The sequence below is a fragment of the Neisseria sp. DTU_2021_1001991_1_SI_NGA_ILE_055 genome (genome assembly GCF_032342915.1).
Lineage (GTDB): Bacteria > Pseudomonadota > Gammaproteobacteria > Burkholderiales > Neisseriaceae > Neisseria.
Genome location: NZ_CP135440.1, coordinates 255,159 through 276,121, shown reverse-complemented (window position 1 = coordinate 276,121; position 20,963 = coordinate 255,159). Strand labels below are relative to the sequence as shown.

The 20,963-nt window shown below is 50.6% G+C and carries 26 protein-coding genes; all 26 read right to left on the bottom strand.

Annotated elements, in window-relative coordinates; all coding sequences use genetic code 11:
• Positions 1-31: 31 nt before the first annotated feature.
• Positions 32-256: a protocatechuate 3,4-dioxygenase gene (locus RRV97_RS01345; RefSeq protein ID WP_039862229.1), complete on the bottom strand. Its 225-nt coding sequence runs from the start codon at positions 254-256 to the stop codon at positions 32-34.
• 34 nt (positions 257-290) lie between these two features.
• Positions 291-1,145 carry an RNase adapter RapZ gene (gene rapZ / locus RRV97_RS01340; protein WP_315611731.1) on the bottom strand — a complete coding sequence of 285 codons (855 nt, stop codon included), beginning with the start codon at positions 1,143-1,145 and terminating at the stop codon, positions 291-293.
• Positions 1,126-2,088, bottom strand: coding sequence for an HPr(Ser) kinase/phosphatase (hprK, locus tag RRV97_RS01335; protein WP_003747372.1), 963 nt, complete (start codon positions 2,086-2,088; stop codon positions 1,126-1,128). The genes rapZ and hprK overlap by 20 nt, the downstream gene beginning before the upstream one ends.
• A 3-nt stretch (positions 2,089-2,091) precedes the next feature.
• A complete protein-coding gene (ptsN, locus tag RRV97_RS01330; RefSeq protein WP_003747374.1) occupies positions 2,092-2,541 on the bottom strand; it encodes a PTS IIA-like nitrogen regulatory protein PtsN in 450 nt (149 codons plus the stop codon).
• 269 nt (positions 2,542-2,810) lie between these two features.
• Entirely contained in the window at positions 2,811-3,677 is an 867-nt protein-coding gene (ubiA, locus tag RRV97_RS01325) for a 4-hydroxybenzoate octaprenyltransferase (RefSeq protein ID WP_410505885.1), read from the bottom strand.
• A 229-nt stretch (positions 3,678-3,906) separates the two neighbouring features.
• Positions 3,907-4,401 carry a chorismate--pyruvate lyase gene (locus RRV97_RS01320; protein ID WP_315611730.1) on the bottom strand — a complete coding sequence of 165 codons (495 nt, stop codon included), beginning with the start codon at positions 4,399-4,401 and terminating at the stop codon, positions 3,907-3,909.
• Positions 4,391-5,047, bottom strand: coding sequence for a dethiobiotin synthase (gene bioD, locus RRV97_RS01315; RefSeq protein ID WP_315611729.1), 657 nt, complete (start codon positions 5,045-5,047; stop codon positions 4,391-4,393). The genes RRV97_RS01320 and bioD overlap by 11 nt, the downstream gene beginning before the upstream one ends.
• On the bottom strand, positions 5,044-6,333 hold the full coding sequence (bioA, locus tag RRV97_RS01310; RefSeq protein WP_315611728.1) for an adenosylmethionine--8-amino-7-oxononanoate transaminase: 1,290 nt from the start codon (positions 6,331-6,333) through the stop codon (positions 5,044-5,046). The genes bioD and bioA overlap by 4 nt, the downstream gene beginning before the upstream one ends.
• A 55-nt stretch (positions 6,334-6,388) precedes the next feature.
• Positions 6,389-7,294, bottom strand: a complete 906-nt coding sequence (locus RRV97_RS01305; protein ID WP_315611727.1) for a DMT family transporter — start codon at positions 7,292-7,294, stop codon at positions 6,389-6,391.
• Positions 7,295-7,495: 201 nt separating this feature from the next.
• Complete coding sequence (gene trpB / locus RRV97_RS01300) at positions 7,496-8,698, bottom strand: tryptophan synthase subunit beta (RefSeq protein WP_070850700.1); 1,203 nt, start codon at positions 8,696-8,698, stop codon at positions 7,496-7,498.
• Between the two features lie 112 nt (positions 8,699-8,810).
• The gene (locus tag RRV97_RS01295) at positions 8,811-9,221 is read right to left on the bottom strand and encodes a hypothetical protein (RefSeq protein WP_315611726.1); all 411 of its coding nucleotides are present in this window, start codon (positions 9,219-9,221) and stop codon (positions 8,811-8,813) included.
• Between the two features lie 4 nt (positions 9,222-9,225).
• Positions 9,226-9,828: a DNA glycosylase gene (locus RRV97_RS01290; protein ID WP_315611725.1), complete on the bottom strand. Its 603-nt coding sequence runs from the start codon at positions 9,826-9,828 to the stop codon at positions 9,226-9,228.
• Between the two features lie 36 nt (positions 9,829-9,864).
• Positions 9,865-10,485, bottom strand: a complete 621-nt coding sequence (locus RRV97_RS01285; protein ID WP_315611724.1) for a phosphoribosylanthranilate isomerase — start codon at positions 10,483-10,485, stop codon at positions 9,865-9,867.
• Between the two features lie 116 nt (positions 10,486-10,601).
• Entirely contained in the window at positions 10,602-13,721 is a 3,120-nt protein-coding gene (locus RRV97_RS01280; protein ID WP_315611723.1) for a M10 family metallopeptidase C-terminal domain-containing protein, read from the bottom strand.
• Positions 13,722-14,169: 448 nt separating this feature from the next.
• Positions 14,170-14,610, bottom strand: a complete 441-nt coding sequence (locus tag RRV97_RS01275; protein WP_049322359.1) for a phage virion morphogenesis protein — start codon at positions 14,608-14,610, stop codon at positions 14,170-14,172.
• Positions 14,611-14,612: 2 nt separating this feature from the next.
• Entirely contained in the window at positions 14,613-15,518 is a 906-nt protein-coding gene (locus RRV97_RS01270; RefSeq protein ID WP_315611722.1) for a phage minor head protein, read from the bottom strand.
• On the bottom strand, positions 15,515-17,026 hold the full coding sequence (locus RRV97_RS01265) for a DUF935 domain-containing protein (RefSeq protein ID WP_315611721.1): 1,512 nt from the start codon (positions 17,024-17,026) through the stop codon (positions 15,515-15,517). The genes RRV97_RS01270 and RRV97_RS01265 overlap by 4 nt, the downstream gene beginning before the upstream one ends.
• Positions 17,027-17,047: 21 nt before the next feature.
• Positions 17,048-18,562, bottom strand: a complete 1,515-nt coding sequence (locus tag RRV97_RS01260) for a terminase large subunit domain-containing protein (protein ID WP_315611720.1) — start codon at positions 18,560-18,562, stop codon at positions 17,048-17,050.
• The gene (locus tag RRV97_RS01255; RefSeq protein ID WP_049322363.1) at positions 18,559-19,104 is read right to left on the bottom strand and encodes a DUF3486 family protein; all 546 of its coding nucleotides are present in this window, start codon (positions 19,102-19,104) and stop codon (positions 18,559-18,561) included. Before RRV97_RS01255 ends, RRV97_RS01260 begins: the two co-directional genes overlap by 4 nt.
• 2 nt (positions 19,105-19,106) lie before the next feature.
• Positions 19,107-19,424, bottom strand: coding sequence for a hypothetical protein (locus RRV97_RS01250; protein ID WP_049322364.1), 318 nt, complete (start codon positions 19,422-19,424; stop codon positions 19,107-19,109).
• Positions 19,421-19,741, bottom strand: a complete 321-nt coding sequence (locus RRV97_RS01245; protein WP_013448349.1) for a hypothetical protein — start codon at positions 19,739-19,741, stop codon at positions 19,421-19,423. The genes RRV97_RS01250 and RRV97_RS01245 overlap by 4 nt, the downstream gene beginning before the upstream one ends.
• A 2-nt stretch (positions 19,742-19,743) precedes the next feature.
• A complete protein-coding gene (locus RRV97_RS01240; RefSeq protein ID WP_049332755.1) occupies positions 19,744-19,953 on the bottom strand; it encodes a TraR/DksA family transcriptional regulator in 210 nt (69 codons plus the stop codon).
• Positions 19,946-20,164 (bottom strand): hypothetical protein, encoded by a 219-nt coding sequence (locus tag RRV97_RS01235; RefSeq protein WP_049322366.1) that lies wholly within the window; start codon positions 20,162-20,164, stop codon positions 19,946-19,948. Before RRV97_RS01235 ends, RRV97_RS01240 begins: the two co-directional genes overlap by 8 nt.
• A complete protein-coding gene (locus RRV97_RS01230) occupies positions 20,145-20,540 on the bottom strand; it encodes a hypothetical protein (RefSeq protein ID WP_314575216.1) in 396 nt (131 codons plus the stop codon). Before RRV97_RS01230 ends, RRV97_RS01235 begins: the two co-directional genes overlap by 20 nt.
• Entirely contained in the window at positions 20,524-20,853 is a 330-nt protein-coding gene (locus RRV97_RS01225; RefSeq protein ID WP_070712790.1) for a hypothetical protein, read from the bottom strand. The genes RRV97_RS01230 and RRV97_RS01225 overlap by 17 nt, the downstream gene beginning before the upstream one ends.
• Positions 20,778-20,951, bottom strand: coding sequence for a hypothetical protein (locus tag RRV97_RS01220; protein WP_049322420.1), 174 nt, complete (start codon positions 20,949-20,951; stop codon positions 20,778-20,780). Before RRV97_RS01220 ends, RRV97_RS01225 begins: the two co-directional genes overlap by 76 nt.
• Positions 20,952-20,963: the final 12 nt, after the last annotated feature.

Sequence of the window (20,963 nt, the reverse complement as noted above, 5' to 3'; positions counted from 1 at the left end):
CTCGATATTGGGATAATCGGTCAATCAGGATTTAGAGATTGCCATGCTCGTAGCTGTAATACCCAGCTTCATCCATACATTGCTCAAACGTTTTGGATGTATTTCCATTTTGGACTTGCGATTTGCAGGTATTGATTTGGCGGGAAACTTCAGCTTCACTCGCGCCGGTACGGTGCCAACGGTAAGCAGTAACAGGTTCTGTCGCGCAGGCGGTCAAGATAAGCAGGGATAATGCGGTCAGACTGATTTTTTTCATGGTTTCTTCCTTTGAGGCCGTCTGAAACGGCAAGTTAGCGTCCTGCCAAGCTTTGTGCCTGACGGTGACGGACAAGGAGTTCGTAACGGCCTTTGAGGCGTTCGGCCAATTTTTCTACAACATAAACGGAGCGGTGCTGACCGCCGGTACAACCGATGGCAATCGTTACATAACTGCGGCTCTCTTGTTGCAGGCGCGGCAGCCAGCGGTTTAAGAAATGCTCAATATCATCAACCATTTCTTGAACCAAAGGCTGCTGGCCCAAGTAATCTTGAATAGGTTTGTCCATACCGGTAAAGGGGCGCAATTCCGGATCGTAATACGGATTGGGCAGGCTGCGCATGTCAAACATAAAGTCGGCATTATTGGGAACGCCGTATTTGAAACCAAAGGATTCAAGAATAACCAGCAAACCGATGCGTTCAATATTGAGCCATTGTTGCACGGCATAACGCAGCTGCTGCGCGTTCATTTTGGACGTATCGATGCAATATGCGATGTCTCTAAGTGGGAAGAGCCACTCGCGTTCTTTTTGCAGGCTTTCCAACAAAGTCAGGTTTTGACCGGATAAAGGATGTCCGCGACGGGTTTCTGAGAAGCGGCGAACCAACACGCCCTCTTCTGCTTCAATAAAGAGGACTTCGACTTGATGCCCTTCATGACGCAAATATTGGATTTGCTCTTGCGCTTCTTGGATATTGATACCGGAACGGATATCAACGCTGACACCAAGCTGGGTTTCTTCGCCACGTTCAATATGGTACAACACCAGCGAAGGCAACATTTCCAAAGGCAGATTATCAACGCAATAAAAGCCTGAATCTTCGAGTTGTTTGAGGGCTACGGATTTTCCTGAGCCGGATAAGCCGCTAATCAGGACGATTTTCATGGTTTTGTTCGTTTTCTTTGAGTTGTGTTTGATGGCGTTCGAGGAATTCTTTGGTGCTGTCTTTGCCGCGCAATTGAAGGATGTAATTGCGCACCGCCGCTTCAACCAATACTGCTAAGTTTCGACCGATTGCAACAGGCAGGGTAACGGAACGGACGCTGACGTTGAGGATAGATTCTGTTTCGGTACGGATGCTCAATCGATCGAGTTGTTTCATGTATCCGTCGTCGGCCGGAACCAAATTGATAATCAGCTGGAGGATTTTTTTCGGCCGGATGGAGGTTTCGCCAAAAATATGGCGGATATTGAGTATGCCCAAACCGCGTACTTCGAGGAAATCACGCAGCATAGGCGGGCAACGGCCTTCCAGCATTTCCGGGCCGGTGCGGAAGAGTTCGACCGCATCATCGGCAATCAGGCTGTGGCCGCGCGAAATCAGCTCCAATGCCAATTCGCTCTTACCCAAGCCGGATTGTCCGGTAATAAGTACGCCCACTTCAAATACATCCAAAAATACGCCGTGCTTGATGGTAGAAGTCGCCAATGTGCGTTGCAGATAAATCCGCAAAACGTCCATCAAGTGCGGGCTTTCCTGTTTGGAAGTCAGTAAGGGGATACTGTTGGTATGGCAATAATCGCGTAATTTGGGCGAAACCGGCAAACCGTTGGCAACGATGACCAAAGACATGGGGATGTCGAAAAGCTCGCCGAAATCATAGTTGAGCTCGCCCGATTCCAGACGGCGTAAATATTCGGCTTCGGCTACGCCGACAACTTGAATTTGGTTGGGATGGATAAAGTTTAAGTGGCCGACCAAGGCCAAGACGGGTTTATCGGCTTCGACACCGATACGGTTGTCCGCGCCGGAATTGCCGGCAGCCCAAGCAAGTTCGAGTTTGTGCTGATTGTCGGAAAACAGGCGGCGGACAGATATGCTGGGCATGAATTACTCTTCGGTCAGGAGTGTGCGTACTTCTTCGGCAGAAGTCGCGGCCATCAATGCTTCACGGACGGCTTTTTGAGAGAATCTGCCGGCCAGTTTGGACAAGACTTCCAAATGTTCGCCGGTAGCGTTTTCAGGCACAAGCAGGATAAAAATCAGGGAAACGGGTTTGCCGTCGGGCGCATCAAAGGCAACCGGCTCTTTGGTACGGATAAACGCACCGGTGGCTTTTTTCACGCATGCGTGACGGCCGTGGGGAATCGCCACCCCCTGCCCCAAACCGGTCGAACCGAGTTTTTCACGGGCAAACAGGCAGTCGAACACGTTGGCATTCGGTAATTCTGCTTCATTCTCCAGCAGCTGTGCGGCCTCTTCAAACAGACGCTTTTTGCTGCTGACTTCCAAATCCAAAACGATATGGGACAAAGGTAAAATTTCGCCGATCAGGCTCATATGTATCTCTTTTAAATGTCGCAAAACAATGGGATTGTACCGATTGTCGGTGCAAATCTCAATCCTGAAGGCGTAATTTACACTCGTCCCGCTAACATTTTCCATGTTGTTTTTGATATTTTTTAACGAGCCGAAAATAATCCAACCATTTGATTATAATTAATTTAAAGTAAAAATTCCATCATTGGCTAAATCACGGTTTAAATAAAAAGGAGTATGTCCGGCATACTCCTTTTCCCTTTCTTTTCAGACGGCCCCAACTTCGTTTTTTAAAACAGTTTGGAAACCAAAAACAACCAGAAATAATGGCAGACCAATCCGCAAAACCACGCCAAGCCGATGCGGTTGTTGGCCAAAAACGTTTGGAAGCACAACTGACGGTCGCGCGTACGGATGGCGGCATATTGCTGGCACTGCCAATACGCGGTTATCGGCAATACCAGCCAATACGGCCAAGTTGCGCCGATTTTGATACCCAACACCGCCATCAATACCGTAAACCAAAAATGGCAAAGCATGGTTGCGCTAATGTCATGATGGCCAAATGTGATTGCCGAAGTTTTAATGCCGATTTTCAAATCGTCTTCTTTGTCCGCCATGGCATAAATCGTGTCGTAAGCCAGCGTCCATAAGGCATTGGCGGTAAACATCAGCCACGCTTCGGGAGGCACTCGGCCTTGCACGGCGGCAAAGGCCATGGGAATGCCGAACGAAAATGCCAGTCCCAAATAAAACTGCGGCAACGGGAAAAAGCGTTTGGTAAAGGGATATGTGACGGCCAGAAACAAGGCCGGAAGGCTCATCAGCCAAGTAAAGCGGTTGAGCGGCACCAGACACAAGGCCGCCATCAGACACAGCATGACGGTCAAAAGCAGCGCTTCGGTTTTGGAAACCAAACCTTTGGCAAACGGGCGGTTTTTGGTGCGCTCTACTGCACCGTCAAAATTGCGGTCGGCAAAATCGTTCACGACGCAACCTGCGCTGCGCATCAGAAATGTACCTGCGGTAAAGGCAATAAAAATATCCGCGTCGGGAACGCCTTTAGACGCAATCCACAATGCCCAATAAGTCGGCCACAGCAAAAGCAGGGTGCCGATGGGTTTGTCGATGCGCATCAGTTTGGCGTATATCACCATCCGTCCGACAGCGTAACGCGGTAAAAATTGTAGGAAAAAGCGCCGTATGTTCATTGGTGTAATGTGTCGTTGTATATGTATTGATGCTGAATGAAAGGCATTTTTAGAGCCTTAGCTCTTAATTATAATTTATTGCCGTCTGAAATCAAACGAATCTTAACGATTTAATTTATTGTATTATAACAGAATTATGACAAACATCGGCAATCGGTTTTCTTTTCAGACGGCCTTAGCGGTATAAATCTATTAATTTCAATAAGAAATATTCTGTTAATTCCAATATTTCGCCGTTCCAATCGAAATACGAACGGCGCGCGGTAACAGGCCGTCTGAAAGACGGATGGTCGGTATCTTCAAAACGAAGAAACTCAAAATCCGAACGTTTCAACGGCAATGTACCGTCAAACAGACGCTCTCCCAAAGGCTGCGTTCCGCAATCCAATAATTCAGTCCATAGACGGCTATCCGGCCGGCACGCGCTTCTGGCTTGTATCACTGTTTCGCCGTCCAGTTTGAGCAAAACATCGCGCACAAAGATTTCATCGCTATTGTCCACTCCCTTCGTCAAACCCAAATACACCGGCTCGACTGAAAAATCCTTACCAGAAGCGCGCAAAGCGGCAGTTAGCGAAGAAACGGTCAGCAGATGTTCGGCCTTAGACGGCAAAAGACTTGAAGCTTCGGCATGTGAACAAAGCGTGCCACGCGGTATATCAAGCTCCATCTGACACCTCTGTCTTGGCCAATTCCTGCCATTTGGCTTCGGGAAACTCATCTTTCAGACGGCCTTTAAGATATTCCAAGGTGTCGCCGGCAACGGTTTCATCTTTGCTGTCGTGAATATGGTTGAAAATCAGGCTGTGTAACCGGATGCCGTATTGTTTGAGCGCGGCGAAGCTGAGCAGGGTGTGGTTAATGCTGCCGAGCCGCCCGCTGGTAACGAGAATGACGGGATAAGCCTGTTGCTGAATATAATCAATGGTTAACAGGTTTTCCGTCAGCGGAACCATCAATCCGCCCGCGCCTTCGACCAATACAATTTCGTATTGTGCCGCCAGCTGCTGCGTGGCAGTGCGGATTTTGTTCAAGTCCAAAGTCCTGCCGTCCAGACGGGCGGCGAGATGGGGCGAGGCGGGATAGCTGAAGATTTCGGGCATGGTCAGCCGCTGTTTGTCGGCTTCCTGCAAGGATATGCCCATGATGTTGCGGTGGACGGCGATGTCGTCGGCGATGTTTTGGCAACCGGTTTGCACGGGTTTTTGCGTGATCACGCTTTTGCCCTGCTGCAACAATTGTTTTGCCAACACGCCGGTGGCGACGGTTTTGCCGATGTCCGTGTCTATGCCACTGACGAAGTAAACGCCTTTCATTTGCTGTGTTCCTTCAAGATTTGTACGGTTTTATCGGCAAGTTCGGTCAAGAGGCCGTCTGAAATAATGTAAGGCGGCATGAGGTACACCAGCCTGCCGAACGGGCGCACCCAAATGCCCTGCGCCACGCAATCCGCCTGAAAACGCGCCATATCCACGCCTTTTTCCAGCTCGATCACGCCGATGGCACCCAAAACGCGCACGTCTTTCACGCCGCGGATGTCCCATGCAGCTTTCAGACGGCCTTTTAAGATGCTTTCGATGCGGCGGATATTTGCCTGCCAATCTTGGGACAAAAGCAGTTTGACCGAAGCGCAGGCAACGGCACAGGCCAGCGGGTTCGCCATAAACGTCGGCCCGTGCATAAACACGCCCGCTTCGCCGCGCGAAATCGTTTCGGTAACTTTTTGCGAAGTGATTGCCGCCGCCAGCGTCATATAGCCGCCGCTCAAGCCCTTGCCGATACACATAATATCCGGCACGACCTCCGCGTGTTCACAGGCAAACATCTTGCCCGTGCGCCCGAATCCGGTGGCAATTTCATCAAAAATCAACACGATATCAAATTCGTCGCACAAATCGCGCAAACCGCGAAGATACTGCGGATGATAAAAATACATGCCGCCCGCGCCCTGCACGACCGGTTCCAAAATAAAGGCGGCGATATCCGCATGATGCGCTTCAAACAAGGCTCGGACAGGCTGTAAATCCACCTCGTCCCATTCATCGTCGAAACGGTTTTTCGGATTATCGACAAAATAACGCTGCGGCAGAGCGCTGCCGAAAATATGGTGCATCCCCGTTTCCGGATCGCAGACGGACATTGCGTTCCAAGTATCGCCGTGATACCCGCGCCGCACCGTCGCGATATTCTGCTTCGCGGTCAAACCCCGCGCCTGCTGGTATTGCACCGCCATCTTCAGCGCGACTTCGACCGAAACCGAACCCGAGTCCGCATAAAAAATATGGTCCAGCCCCTGCGGCAAAATCCCGACCAATAATTTGCCCAGCGCCACCGCCGGTTCATGCGTCAAACCGCCGAACATCACATGCGACATTTGCTTAATCTGCGCCTCAACCGCCTGATTCAAAACGGGATGATTGTAGCCGTGTATCGCACACCACCAAGACGACATCCCGTCAATCAGCCGCGTACCGTCCGCCAATTCGATATGCACGCCCTCCGCACGGCGCACCGGATAAACAGGCAACGGATCGGTCATGGACGTATAGGGATGGAGCAGATGGGCGCGGTCGAAATCGAGCAGGGAGGACGGTTCGGACATATTCGTTTTAAAGACAGATTGACAATTTTCGTTATTATATAACATCTTTACCTTTTCAGACGGCGCGTCTTCCATATTGCATCAGCGCCAATCCGATTACAGCCGCCAAACAGCCGGCAACCAAGGAAACATGCAATGCCTCGCCCAAAAACCAAGCGGAACACAAAATGCCGAATACCGGCACCAAAGTGATGTACGCCGCCGCGCTGCCTGCGCCCAAAGTCTTTACGCCTTCAAAATACCACGCATAGCTCAAGACCGTTGCACCGACAGACAAGCCAATCAAAGCAAACCAGCCCCTGCCGTCCATTTCGGCAAGCATACCAAACGGCAGGCCGTCTGAAATCAGCGCAGGCGGCAACAACATCATTGCACCCAGCCAAGCGGTGGCCACGGTAACCGTCAGCGCGTCAATCCCCTGCAACACCGCCCGGCCTATCATCGTATAAGTGACCAAGCAGCAAAGGCTGCAAAACACCAGCACTTCGCCCCACCCTATGCCGCCGCCCGACAAAAACGCCGCAATCTCGCCATGCGTAACCGCCCATATCGAGCCTGCCACTGCCAACAGCATACCCGACACAATCTTGCCGTTGAGCTTCTCGCCAAACAGCAAAGCCGCAAAAAACATCGTCAACACAGGATTAAACGTAACCAACACCGTCGCCCTTGAAGCAGGAATCCGCTGCAAACCCAGCATAGACAACACAGTAAAACCAAATACGCCGAATGCCGCCGCCAGTGCCAATCCAAGCCATTGTTTGAGCGACAAAACCGCTAAAGTACGCAACCGATACCGTGCAAACAGCCAGCCCAAAAGCAAGATCGCCGCCGTCAAAAAGCGCAGCATACCGCCCGTTAAAGGCGGCAGCGCCTGTCCCAACATCCGCCCCATCGGCCAAGATGCGCCCCAAAACGCCGCCATGCCCAATAGTTTTAGATGGATTGCCAAATGTTTCATAATTACAATAAATGGATAACTTGGATAATCGGTTTAGAAAGCGTACAAGCGCAGTTTGGAAGGATAAATTTCCTTAGCCGCCGATACTTGATAGAGTTTGCGCGGATAAAATACTACGCTGAATCATTACGGAAACAAAGGCCGTCTGAAAGACTGAAACCCAGCTTTTTCAGACGGCCTTTACTGCTCAATCAATAAGGCTTACAACTCAATGCCTTTGAGTTTTGCCACGGTATTAATGTCTTTATCGCCGCGACCGGAGAGGTTGACCAAAATCACTTGGTCTTTGCTCATTTTCGGCGCATTTTTTACCGCCCAAGCAACGGCGTGGCTGGATTCCAGCGCAGGAATAATGCCCTCGAAACGGCAGAGCAAGTCAAAGGCTTCGAGTGCTTCGTCGTCTTTGGCAACGGTGTATTCCACGCGGTTGATGTCGTTCAAATGGCTGTGTTCCGGGCCGATGCCTGGGTAGTCTAAGCCTGCGGAAACGGAGTGCGTACCCAAGACTTGGCCGTTTTCGTCCTGCATCAAATAGCTGCGGAAACCGTGCAATACGCCGATAGGGGCTTTGCTGGTAATCGGTGCGGCGTGGTCTGGCGTATCCACGCCCAAACCTCCGGCTTCTACGCCGACCAAACGCACGTTTTCTTCTTCAATATAGGGATGGAACAAACCGATGGCATTCGAGCCTCCGCCCACGCAGGCAACGGCAACGTCAGGTTGGCGGCCTATGGCTTCCAACATTTGTTCTTTGGCTTCATTGCCGATCACGCATTGGAAATCGCGTACCATTTCGGGATACGGCGCCGGCCCTGCGGCAGTGCCGATGATGTAGAACGTATCGTCCACGCGGGCAACCCATTCGCGCATGGCTTCGTTCATCGCGTCTTTCAAAGTGCGGCTGCCACTGTCGACACTGACCACGTTTGCGCCCAATAATTTCATGCGGAACACGTTGGGCATTTGACGTTGGATGTCGTCCGCGCCCATGTACACGTCGCAAGTCATGCCGAAGCGTGCGGCAACAGTGGCGGAGGCCACGCCGTGCTGACCCGCGCCGGTTTCGGCGATGACGCGCTTTTTGCCCATGCGGCGGGCGAGCAATGCCTGACCGATGGTGTTGTTGACTTTGTGCGCGCCGGTGTGGTTCAAATCTTCACGCTTCAGCCAGATTTGTGCGCCGCCCAAATGCTCGGACAATCGCGCGGCATGGTAAACAGGGCTGGGACGGCCGACATAGTGTTTCAAATCATGGCGGAACTCTTCCCAAAATGAAGGATCTTCTTTCGCCGCTTTATAGGCCTCTGCCAATTCTTGCAATGCCGGAATCAGGGTTTCGGAAACATACAGACCGCCGTGTTCGCCGAAAAAGCCTTTCTCGTCGGGAGCGTGATAGTTTTTCATGGAATTTTTCCTTGTTCGTTTTCTGATTTCAGACGGCCCGATTCAGTAAAGGGTCGTCTGAAAGTAAAAATTGTCAGCAATTATAGCCGTTTTCCATTCATCTTGTCGGCAACTAATTGAATAATAATATCAGCAGACAAAATAGGAACAACAGCGTACTGCTCGATGTTGCAAGCAATGCCGCACCCAACGGCGGCGCAATATATTTTTCTTCGTTTTTGTTTCTCAGGCATATTTTTAGTGCCAACATTCCCAGCCACAATGCCAGCAACCAACAACCCAGAAAGTTAAGCGCAAGCAAAGCAATGATCAACGAATCGGTATTTATGGTACTTGTGTTCAAAAATATCCAATTAAGGCCGTTAACAGACATAATGACTGCAGATATTTGTATCACATACAAAAGCGTTCCACCCAATAATATCTTGATATGCCATTGTTTGGCCCTCAGCCACACTGAGACGACATTAAAAAGCCACCACAACGCCATAAACGTCATTAAAGAGATTTCATAACGGTCCATCGCCCTACTCCTGAAAAACAGTCAATCCAGCCGTTTCAAAAAAAGCCCGATACGCCGCCGCTTTTTTCGCCAAACTCAAAGGATAGGCACGCGAAGTCGAAGGCAGGCGCGTCAGGGTCAACTCACGCCCAGCATAGGGAAACGGCACTGTTTCGCCGGTCTTCGGCATTTTCATGCCGCTGCCTTGAATTTCCAACAAAACTTCGGTTGCCTTGCCGCCGGTGGTGCAAAGATGGCGGCACTCGGGCATTTGCACCAATACTGCCGCCAAATCGACGGTTTCTATCACTTTTAAAAACTTATCCGAAGCATTGCCATGTTCGCGTATCGCCTTCAACACGGTCGGACAGGATGCAATTCCCTTCTCACGCAAAAACGCTTTGATTTTATCGGCATCAAATGCCTTTTCTCCCTGCTTTTGAAAATGCGCCGCATCGCCGAAAAACACCAGCCCATACACGCGCCACATATCGTTTTGGAAATTCGGATAATGAAACTGCATCGCGTGTTTTTCTTCTTTAGGCGGAAACGTCCCCATCATCATGACCGTTGCCTGCGGCGGCAACAAGGCTGCGAAGGGGTGGGACTCAACGATTGGCTCTTGCATATCTGTATTCCAGTTGCTTTGAATTCAAACAAAATTTCAGACGGCCTTTACCGCCTGAATAAACGCTGCCATTTTCTCCCTGCTCTTCATCCCGCCGGAGATTTCCACGCCGCCGGACACATCCACCGCCGCCGCACCACTGATTTTCACCGCTTCGGCAACGTTTTCCGCAGTCAATCCGCCGGCAAGTATCCACGGTTTGCCGATATTACCGTGCAACATGGTCCAGTCGAAACTTTGTCCCGTACCGCCATATTCGGTCGGATGATAGGCATCAAACAGCAAAGCGCGGGCATTCGGAAATTTGGCACAGGCCGTCTGAATATCGGCAGAGGACTGTACGCGCACGGCCTTCAAATACGGGCGGTCAAACCGACGGCAAAAATCATCGTCCTCATCGCCGTGAAACTGAATCACATCTATCGGCACCTGACGCAAAACTTCACGGATGGTTTGCTCGTTTTCATTCACAAACAAGGCCACCACCGATACAAACGGCGGCAAATTTCTCACAACCGCCTGCGCCTGCTCAATATTCACAGCCCGTTTACTCTTGGCGTAAAACACCAGCCCGATGGCATCTGCGCCCAATTCGGCCGCAGCCAGTGCGTCTTCAGGTCGGGTAATACCGCAAATTTTGGTGCGTATGGTGTTCATGGCGATGGCCTTTTTAAACAGATGGGTCGGATATTATATAGTTAACAAACACAAAGTTTAAGGCCGTCTGAACATGAAATATCAAGTTCAGACGGCCTTGAACTTCAAAACAACCATCAGCCGATAATATTGGCGGCCGTCAGCTGCGCAGCGTCTTCATTGTAGAAACGTGCAAACTCTGTACTGCTTTCAGCTCCTGCGCCCCGATACGCCAAGGTTTTTTGGGCACTGTTGAACACAAGATACGAGCGGTCGGGGCTGAATGTATCCACATCGCGAACAAACAAATCCGCCCAGCTAACCTGGCTTTCTTTCTCATTGAGCAGCGGACGCATGGCACTCAAATCCAACTTGTCTTTGACCGGATTGAAATCCAGCAAGTGATCCAGTTTACCCTCGCGGACATCCCACGCAGTAAATGCCACCGTATCTCTACCCTCGCCGGTAACAATGGTATCGCCACCCAGACCGCCTGCCAGATAATCATTGCCATCACTGCCTTTCAATACATCGTCAGCCGCGCTGCCATGCAAGGCCGCTACGCCTTTGTTGTCTCCACTGATGCTGACAGACCAATCAAAGCCGTTTTTGCCTAAGTCGATTTCCTTACCGTTTGCCGCATACGCCATCTTATCGCCCTGCTGGTGCGCCGTCATCTCCACGCCTTTGAGTGACAGAACGTTACCGGCTGCATCCTCTGTCTGAACCACGGCAAGCATGGGCCGGTCATCGTTATAAATAGTAGATGTACCGGTTGCGTATGGCGTTTCTTGGGCATCATTACTGCTGCTACCCCATTTGTTTTCAATGCCGTCTGAAAAACCGTCTTGGTCAGAATCCATCAAATAAGGATTTTTGTAATGCTTGTCGATACGTTTACCTTGGGAGAAGTATTGTTCAAGTTCGGTATCAGACTCATAAAAGCTGGTCATATTGTGTTTGCCCCATACATCGCCGCTTTTGAAATCCAAAACCTTGGCATTCGGATATCTGCCCAATCCTTTATGAACTTGGGACGCAGCAGCACCTGCAAGTGCACCTGCTGCAACGCCAAATGGCCCAAAAACAAGCCCTCCCAAAAATGCACCAATACCCGCACCTGTTTTGCCTGAAAAACCATCTCCAACCCATTCGCCTTTGATTACATACGAATTGGTTTCATACAGATGGCGTGCCTGGGTTGTATCGGAGTCATCTGTAATCTGTGTTTTCGCCATTTTATCGGCCATATCCCGTGCTTGTTTTAAGGCTTCAGGCGAGTCGCTGTCCACATTCAAAACAGCCGGATTAAACAGACTGCTGCGTTTAAAATCGCTTGCCCAATCATAACGCTGTTGCATAGTATGTGCGGCAAAGTATTCTGCAAGATAGCCGCCCAACGAATGTCCGGTCGAATACACATTTTTGGCATGAAGCGTATCAATATAACGGGCAATGTCATTCAGATATTTGGTTTGAGCCGGCAAATTACCGGTCATAATGTTCAAATCAGCCAAAACATCTTTAATGCTGGTAGCCTGCGTGCCTCTAAACGCTACCACGACATTTTCCCAACCACCATTTTTGTTCGCATTGCCGAAAATCGCATAATCCAAACCGCCTCCCGGACTACCTGCCTTAAGCAATGTCCATTTCCCAACCAATTCAGATACATTGGCCTGATTGCTAAAATATTTGTCGTTAATATTCTTAGCAATAGAAGCATATTGCGTATTCCACCAATAATCGCCTTTAAACAAAGTATGCAGTTCAGATGGAGAGTGATACGCCAATGATGAGAACATCCGCAAATCGCGCTCGGAAACATTCCACTCCTGCGGATTGCGGTCAATGGCATCAACCAAACCGTCGCCATCACTGTCTTTTGTAAAGATAGAATGCTGCGCCTGTTTAGCACTGGGGCGGACAATATCATTGGCTCTTTTTTGAGTGGCAATATTTTCCCAATACTGCAAAGAGGCCGTCTGAAGATGCTGCCCTTGTACGGCGGCATGTGTGACGGCATGACCATCTTTGTAAAGCACACGCATGGTTACGCTGTCTTCGCTGGCATCGTGCTCGGGATATTTGAAGATTTCAGCAACATCCATTTCCTTATCCGCGAATTTATACTTGGATACAGATGAATAGGTCTTGTGTTGCTCTCTAAGGGTCAATGTTTCGCCTGTTTCACGAATCGTAAATACCCAATCTTTGAGGGCAGGATTACTGGCGCTTGGACGAATAGTAAGACTGATATCCTTCGCACTCAAACCTTCAAAATGAATGCTGTTATGGCCCAAATTGTCTGAAATGACATCATGGCCGCTGCCGCGGCGGAACACATAAGTATCGTCTCCGCTACCGCCTTCAAGCGTATCATTTCCTTCGCCGCCATCCAAATAATCATTACCGGCATCGCCGCGTAAAATATCGTTGCCGGTACCGCCGTAAAGTTTGTCGTCGCCATCGCCCGCCAACAGCAAGTCATAGCCTGCCTCTCCGCGAAGCACATCATTGCCGCGGCCTCCGATCAAACGGTTGTTGCCGATGTTGCCGATTAAGACGTTGTCGGAATGGTTGCCGAAGCCGAAATAATTGCCGCTGCCGGTCAAGGTCAGGTTTTCAACATGAGTCGGCAAACGATAAGTCATACCTGTGTAGACCGTATCAATGCCGCCATTGGCTTCTTCGATAACGACATCGTTTGGACTGTCCACATAATATGTATCATTGCCATTGCCGCCGCGCATTACGTCTGCACCGATTCCGCCGTCTAAAACATCGTCGCCTTCGTTTCCTTCCAAATAATCGTTACCATGATCGCCACGCAAAATATCGTTGCCGTCGCCACCATAAAGTTTGTCGTCATCATCGCCTGCCAGCAGCAAATCATTACCCGCCCCACCGTAAAGCACATCCTTGCCACGTCCGGCGCTCAAACGGTTGTTGCCGCTGTTCCCGATAAGGACGTTGTCGGAATTGTTGCCGAAACCAAAAATATTATCGTGGCCGGTCATCGTCAGGTTTTCAACATAATTTGGCAACGTATAAGTCGTATGGGTATAAACCGTATCCGTACCCTCGCCGTACCTTTCAACGATTTGGTCATTCCGGTTGTTCACAATAAAGGTATCGTTTCCTAAACCGCCGTAAAAAATATTGTGTCCCAAGCTGCCATACAGCACATCATCACGACGCGTGCCGATAATCACTACGGACTCTTCGTTATTAGGTTGGTTTTGAGTTTCAGTCATTTCTTTATCCCTTTGTTAAATTTAATTTGAATATACAATAATGCGTTTAGATTATATAAGCAAGCTAAAAACAAGTGAATTTATTCAGCCAAACAGATTCAAAATGCTTATCAAATTAACAACAGTTATAAAATGACTTCGTGATTATTAGCTCCTTTTTAAATTGCCTATTTTTTCATCAAAATCAATTTATTCTTTATTATCAACAATCAAACCAAACTATCCACAATTGGATTCACACAAAATTTGGATAATGCCCGTCAATGAAAAATATTAAGGCCGTCTGAAAAATCTTTCAGACTGAAACCCAATGAGATGAATATATAGAGTCTCTGAGATAATTGGGATTATTTTGGATAGAGCGGGATTTGGTGGGATTGGTTTTGTGAAAAGCAGTTTCATAGAGTGCAACAAAAAGACGGGCGTAATTTGCTCGTCTTTTTTTGTTTTACAAGCCTGAGCTGAGTGACTCAATTGCAATATCAAGGATGCGTTTGTCTGCTCCGTTTTGAAGTTGGCCACTACCGTTGATTGGTAGATAAGGTCGGGCTGGAAGTTGGACGCTATGGTTTCTGCCTGCGGAGCCACCCAAGTGGTGGATTGCCGCATATGGTTTGTTGCTTCCTATACGTGCAAAGTCGTTGCCTACTTGTGTGGAGATGCTGGCTGCAAGTTGGCCGGTCAGTTGCAGAGTCTGCCCGCCTTGAGCTGCGCGTTGGCTTTGTTTCCATCTGTTGCCACCGAAACTTTCGCTTTCGAAGTTTTCTTCGGTTAATGAAGTCATTTCGGTCGCGATGGCTTTCATCATTTTGCGCGGATGGCTTACGTTTTGTAGAAGCTGGCTCAAGCCACGATCTAGTGATGAAGTATCAAGATTAATTTCGAGCATATCTAACCTTTGATTAATTTTAGTACCCATGCCAAATCGACAGCAGATAATGAGGATTTGAATTTGCTGTTGGTCATCATGGTTTTTAAGGCTACGCGTGCAATATCGGGATGAACGGATTGTGCTTTTTGGACGGCCACGGAAGCCATGCGCGAGAGCATGGCTTTTCCTTGGTTGGCATTGAAGCCTGCGCTTGGGGCGACAAACTTTCCGTCAATCCGCAAGCCGGTGCGTTGGGCGTAGCGGGCTTCTCCGGTGTATTCGTTGCTACCGATGTCGACGGTTTGAGTCTCAAGTTTCGGACTGGGTAAGGCACGGCTTTCGCCTGCAGCGCGTGATAATGGACGCACGCGGCAGCGGCAGCGGAAATCCAACGGCGGATACATGGTGTCCCAAACCGGGTCGGCTGCTGCATAGACACGGCCGTGCATTCTACGGTGGCTGTCACGGGTACGGCTGTCATTTATAGCGACGTATTGCCAATACGGGTGGGTGTCGACAGAATCCATCATTTCAGCGTAGCGTCCGGCCATGTAGGCTGACTGCATATTGGTCAGGTAGATGGTTTTCAGGCGGTGCGGGCTACCGAGCTGAACAGTTTGGGCTTCGCCGGTGTCCGGATTGGTTGTTGGGGTGCGTCCCCACCAACCTTTGCTTTGCAATACCGATGTAAGTGTTTTCTGAAACTGATCCAGTGTTTGGCCAGTCTCTGCAGCTTTGACGACTGCGTGATAAATGTCGTTGGCCACGTCCATACCTGCGGTTTTGGCCACGGTAAAGGCGGTGGCGTGGGCATCGTCCAGCATGTCCTGCCAGTCCCACGAAACAGCCACGCCTTTTTGCTTCAGGTATTCGACTGCCGCTTCGGGCTTCATGCCGAAAATGGCTTTGATGTCTTCGGGATTCATGCCAACTCTCCACGCGCTTCAATACGACCGACCAAATCCGACAAAAAAATCACTCGTGCCAGCTCTTCTTGCAAGATGCTGTCGTCCATATTGGGGAAGGCTTCGGCCAATCGGTCAAGAATATTGTCTTGCGTTTCTCCTTTTTTGATTTCGGCCACCAGTGCGACCGTCAGTGCTTTGCCTTGCTCATTCAGACGGCCTGCATCGGGGGTAAGTGTGTCGATAATTAAACCGGCATCACTTTCGTCTCGGCTTTCTGCGAAATCGACCGGCCGATTTTTGCTGCTCAGAAACTCACTGCGTTCGTTTTCAGACGGCATGGTCAGGATTTCAGCCGTTTCGATGATGTCGCCATCCTCTAAGCCATAAGTGCGTTTCCAATATTGCGGAGTGAATTTCACACCCGCGCCGGACAGCATGCTGTCGCGCTCGGCACGCTCTTTCGTCCCTGCCTCCTCGTTTTCAAACAGTTCGAATTTTGGACAAGCCACATCGCCGAAATTCAGTTCCACCACCCATTCAATCAATTCGTTAAACGCCGCTTCAACAATACGGCGGTCGCTGTCACGGATATCGTCGGCAATTTCCAAGCCCGCGCTGGCACTGGCATGATTGGTTTCTTTGTCGGTGGTTTGGTCTTGGCCAAGCAAGGCGATGTTGATGCCGGACTTACACTCTTTCAGCAGCTTGTCGAATGCATCTACTGATGATGACTTGCCGCTGGCTTCGTGAATTTCGATGCTGGAATCATTCGGAATCGTGCCGACCGAATTGCTTATTAAGGCTTCCAATGCGTCGAGCAACTTTTCGGTGTCGCTATGGGTATTGGAGCGTGGCTCTTTGCCAATGAGCCAAGGTGCGCCGTATTTTTCGGTGAAACTTACCCAAAATTTCATGCCGCCGCGTTTAAAAGTTACAAGCCAAAACACCAAACCCAAATCACCTAGGCCGTAAGGGTTAAGATAGTCGTCCTCATGGCGCGGACACAGAAATTTATAAGGCGGTAGCGGCTCTTGGTTCAGGCCGTTTTCGGTAAAAACCAACTCACGCTCATCATTGAATCCGAACCATTCCTGCGGCTTGGCCACAATTTCAGACGGCAGCCATTGACTGCCTTTTTGCCAGATAATTTCGATAGGCTGATAGCCGAAAAATGAGGCATTCATGATGTCTTTGCAGATCTTATAAACATCGACATCAGCGGCCAGCCAATTTTCGACAAAATCCAATACACGATCTTCGACCTCATCGCCGCTGAGTTTCCAATCCAGCCGTGCCACAGCGGCTTTGCGGCGGCGCACGAAGCTACCGACCAGCTCGTCGCGCAACAATTCGCGGTAAACATGGATTTGCTTGCCCATCTTGCGCAGAATCGGGTCAGGATTAGGCAACCAACCGCCGAAACCGCCTAAAAATTGGCGTGAGACGGCGATATGGCCGGTCAGATCATCGGGTTTGAAGGTGATGTTGCCATGATTGGTTTTGAGTTTGAAATGCGGTTTTTTCATGGGATTCTCTTTTCAGACGGCCTAAAAGCCATGCGTTGTTCTGCTAATTCGACGCACGCGGCGGCTGGCCACGCGTACCGGTCCGGCATTGAGTTCGCGGCTGGCGTAATGGGCAAGGACAAAGGCAATCGCTGCGTCGCCGTGGCGTTTTTTGCCGTCTTGACCTTTGGTTCGGGTGTCCGGAATACGAGGCACGCCTTTGACTAATTCGAACGCACGTAAATCGGTGAGGATGTCTTCATCTCGCGGTAGGCCGTCGAGTGTGCCGTCTTCGAGGGCGGCTTTGAACGGAGCGGTATGGGTGCGGTACCAGTTTTCCGACAGCATCACAGCTTCCACCACTTCTGCGCCGAACGCATCGCGCATGGCTTCTGCCAAAGATTGACCGTTGCCTCGTGCATCTAAGGCCGCGCCGCGCAGATTGGGTAGCTTGGCCAACAGGTGCTGCATAATTTGCTCCTGCTGGGCAAACGGCATATTGCCCAGTTCCAAAACAAACGGCGGTTTTAAAATCAGGTCTTTGCTTTGTAAGAGCGGCACAATCACGGTGCGGTCGCCCGAGCGGGCAAAGTCTTCGCCTACAAAAGAAACTCGGGTTTTGTCCAAGCCGTCGAGCAGCGGCTGCAGGGTATCGGCTATCCAGTCCGCCACTTCGGCAGCGCGGCGCGGTTCGGGCAGCAGGCCGAAATCGTCGGTCTGGTCGTAGCGGATAACCGGCGTGTATGGGGTCATACGGCTTTCAATTAAGGCACGGTTCAACCATTTGCCGCCACCGTTTTTCGGGATACAGTCCAACTCTTCGCTGGCATCTTCGCCGTAGAAATCGCGGATTTCCTTACACCATGCGGCTTCGCCTTGGGGTGTCCAATCCTTGCCCAAACGCAGACAGATACGGCGGTACAAGCCTTGTTCAACCGCTTCGTCAAAGGTAATGCGGTGGACGGAATAGGGTTTTTTCCCCGCACGCACATCGTTAATCAACTCGTTGAACGGGTTGTCTACGCCGTCATGCGTAGAGATGATATGCACCTGGCCGCCCCACATCAGCAAGGCCATTGCCGCTTTAAGCAATTCGCCGAGCTGTTCGTGGAACGCTGCTTCATCAATAATCACGCGGCCTTGTTTACCGCGCAGGTTGGAAGGCCGGCTGGATAAGGCGGTAATTCGGTAGCCCGAAGCAAAGCGAATCACGAAAGCCAGTACCGACTGGCGGTCGTCGCCTTCGACAAATACTTCCTCGGTTTCTTCGATTTCGCCTGCCGCCAGCTGGTAATGCTTCGCCCAGCCTGCACAGTCGCGGATAAACTCCAAGGCCATGTCTTTGTTATAGCCGATGTACCATGCGTCCATGCCTTTAGCGGATGCGGCCAGCAAGGCGGTATCGGCAGCTTCTCCCCAGCTCAAACCGATACGGCGCGATTTCTCGCACAGCTTCACAGGCGACTGGTCGGCACACCAAGCCTGCTGATACGGCAATAAGACCGTAGGGGTACGGTCTTCTGATGGGCGGGTATTTCGGATTTCAGACGGCGTCATGATGCAATCCCTAAAATATGCTTGCGGATGGCCTCGACCGATTCTTCAGACAAGCCGCCTTTCTTGGCCTGCTTGGCTACATCTTCGGCGGCCGCCTGTACTTTGGCTTTGACCTTGGCCTGATACTCTTTCAGGCGTGTGCTGGCGGAAATCAGACCGCTAATTTTCTTCGCACCCTCGGCCATCACGCCGAAACGGTCGAGCGCGTTTAATTCTTCGCTGTCCATCTCGCCTATGGCTACCAATGCGTCGAATAGTTCGGTTTGCAGCATGGCCATCAGGGCTTCGCTACGGGTATCGCCTTCATCGGCTGCGCCTTCGGCAATCAGTCGCGCGGCTTCGGTGCTGGATTTGATGGCGGCAAAACGGCGTTGCACTTTTTGGCCGTAGCGGTGGGCGGCTGAGCGGCTGATTTCATAGCCTTGGTCTTGCAGCCATTCGGCAATGGCTTGGTAGTCTGAAAAACCGTTTTCTACCAGCTTCCGTTCAAATTCGTGCCGGACGGCTTCGGGGAGTTTTTCAATGCTGCTGCGTTGCGCCATGCCTAGCTCCATACTTTCTCAGGCCGTGCAATACCGGCACGGCACTCCACCGTATATTCGGCAATATCGACACCTAAACTGGTCAAGTCGGCAAACCACAGGCCGTGCGGGGCTTTATTGAGGTCTACCATTTTGCGGTCAGCCAGATAATCAAGTTGTTGGCGCAGCTCCAGTGCGGTGGTTTGCGGGTAAATCGCGTTCATGATGTCCAACAAGAAGGTTTCGCTTGTCGTGTGCGGTCGGGCTTTATTAAGGGTGTTGATAATGTTCCAACGCATACCCTCGCGCCGTTGTTTGGCGATCAGTTCCTGGCTAATCATTTTTTTACGCTTTCCATTTTGTAGATTTCAGTGAGTTTTTCTGCGACGTTGTCGAGTTTGGCTTCGAGGACGACTTGATTACGGATGTAGTCTTCGCGCAGGACGTATGTGAGCGGCAGGCCGGCATTGAATTCCGCCAGTTTGTTTTCCATGATTTCGACTTTACCCTGTAGGCGTTCCTGCTGTTTTTGGCGTTCGTCCTGCTGCTCGCGGAATTGAGCCAGCAGCATTTTGCCGAAGGTGAAACAGATGCCGAGGAATGAGAGTAAAAAGCCGACAAGTTGCCAAAACTCGATGTGAATAAAGGTTTTTTCCATTTTTAAGGCCATCCGTGTTCAAAATATTCTTGGCAGACAACGCAGCGTGTACAGCCTTTGACTGCCTGTTGTCTTGCTTTTGGTATCGGCGCACCGCAATCTTCACAATGACTGAGGCTGGCGGTGGTTTCAGACGGCGGTTGATGCTTTGCCAGGGATGCTGCGAGAAAGATGGCTTCGCGTTCGGATGCGCGGTCGGCAAAATCAGTCATTTTTCAGACGGCCTTTCTTGTACCATGTCTGCCAGCCGGAAATTTGTTTTTCCAGTTTTTGGCAGTATTCGCCATAGCGGACGGCGTGGTTTAAAAGTTGTTCGGGAGAGCCGCCACTCAGACGCTCAGGGCGTTCATGAACGAGCAGCAGCTCGGAAGAGACGGGGGGGATTTCCGCGACGGTAACGGTTTTAATCGTGGCCGAGGGCACGGTTGTAGAGTTGCACGCCGTTAGTGCCAAGGCCGTTAAAACGGTTGCCGTCTTTTTGTACAGTTTCATCAATCTGCTTCTCCAATTGAGCCGCTTGGCGGCCGATTTGCTGATAGGCGGTTGCTAAATCGCGGCTTTGTGCTTGTGCGAAATCAAACCAACGCTGTTTTTCTTCATTAGCCGCTTTGAGCTTTTCGGTATAGAGCTGCTCGGCGACCAAGGCTGAAGCCTGATAAGTAGCAATGACTTCGGCTTTTTCAGCTTCCGCCTTCTTTGCTGAGGACTTATAGCCGCAGAAATAAATCGTTGGTACTGCACCTGCTATCAGCAAAATCAGAATCAGGGTCTGCCAAATAGGGTTAAGCGTTTTCCACATCGTCTTTTCCTTTATGGATTTCAGCGACCTGCGGAATCGCCGCGATGCCGCGTTTGATTAATGCATATCCGCCGACCAATGCGCCATAAGCCCACCAGAGCCATTCCGGCGCATCCGCTGTTTGCGAGAACTTATAGGTCATAGAGGCGGCTGCCACGTTTGCCCATAGTTTGGTATGGCTGATTTTCCCTGTGGCCGGATTAGATACCAAGCCGCCCAACCATTTGAAAAAGGCGGTTATTTGCGACGCTTTTTTTTGGCTGCGCGTTTCGCGGCGGCTACCCCGCTCTTGCGGTGGGCTTGCGTCCAGCACCCCTGAGTCGGCATGGCGTAGCGAATGCCCAGGTCGCTGTGGCTGAAATCGGGCAGCATGGCTGCGGTCATTAGGGCGATGAGTGACTTTTTTGACATGGTTTGTCTCCC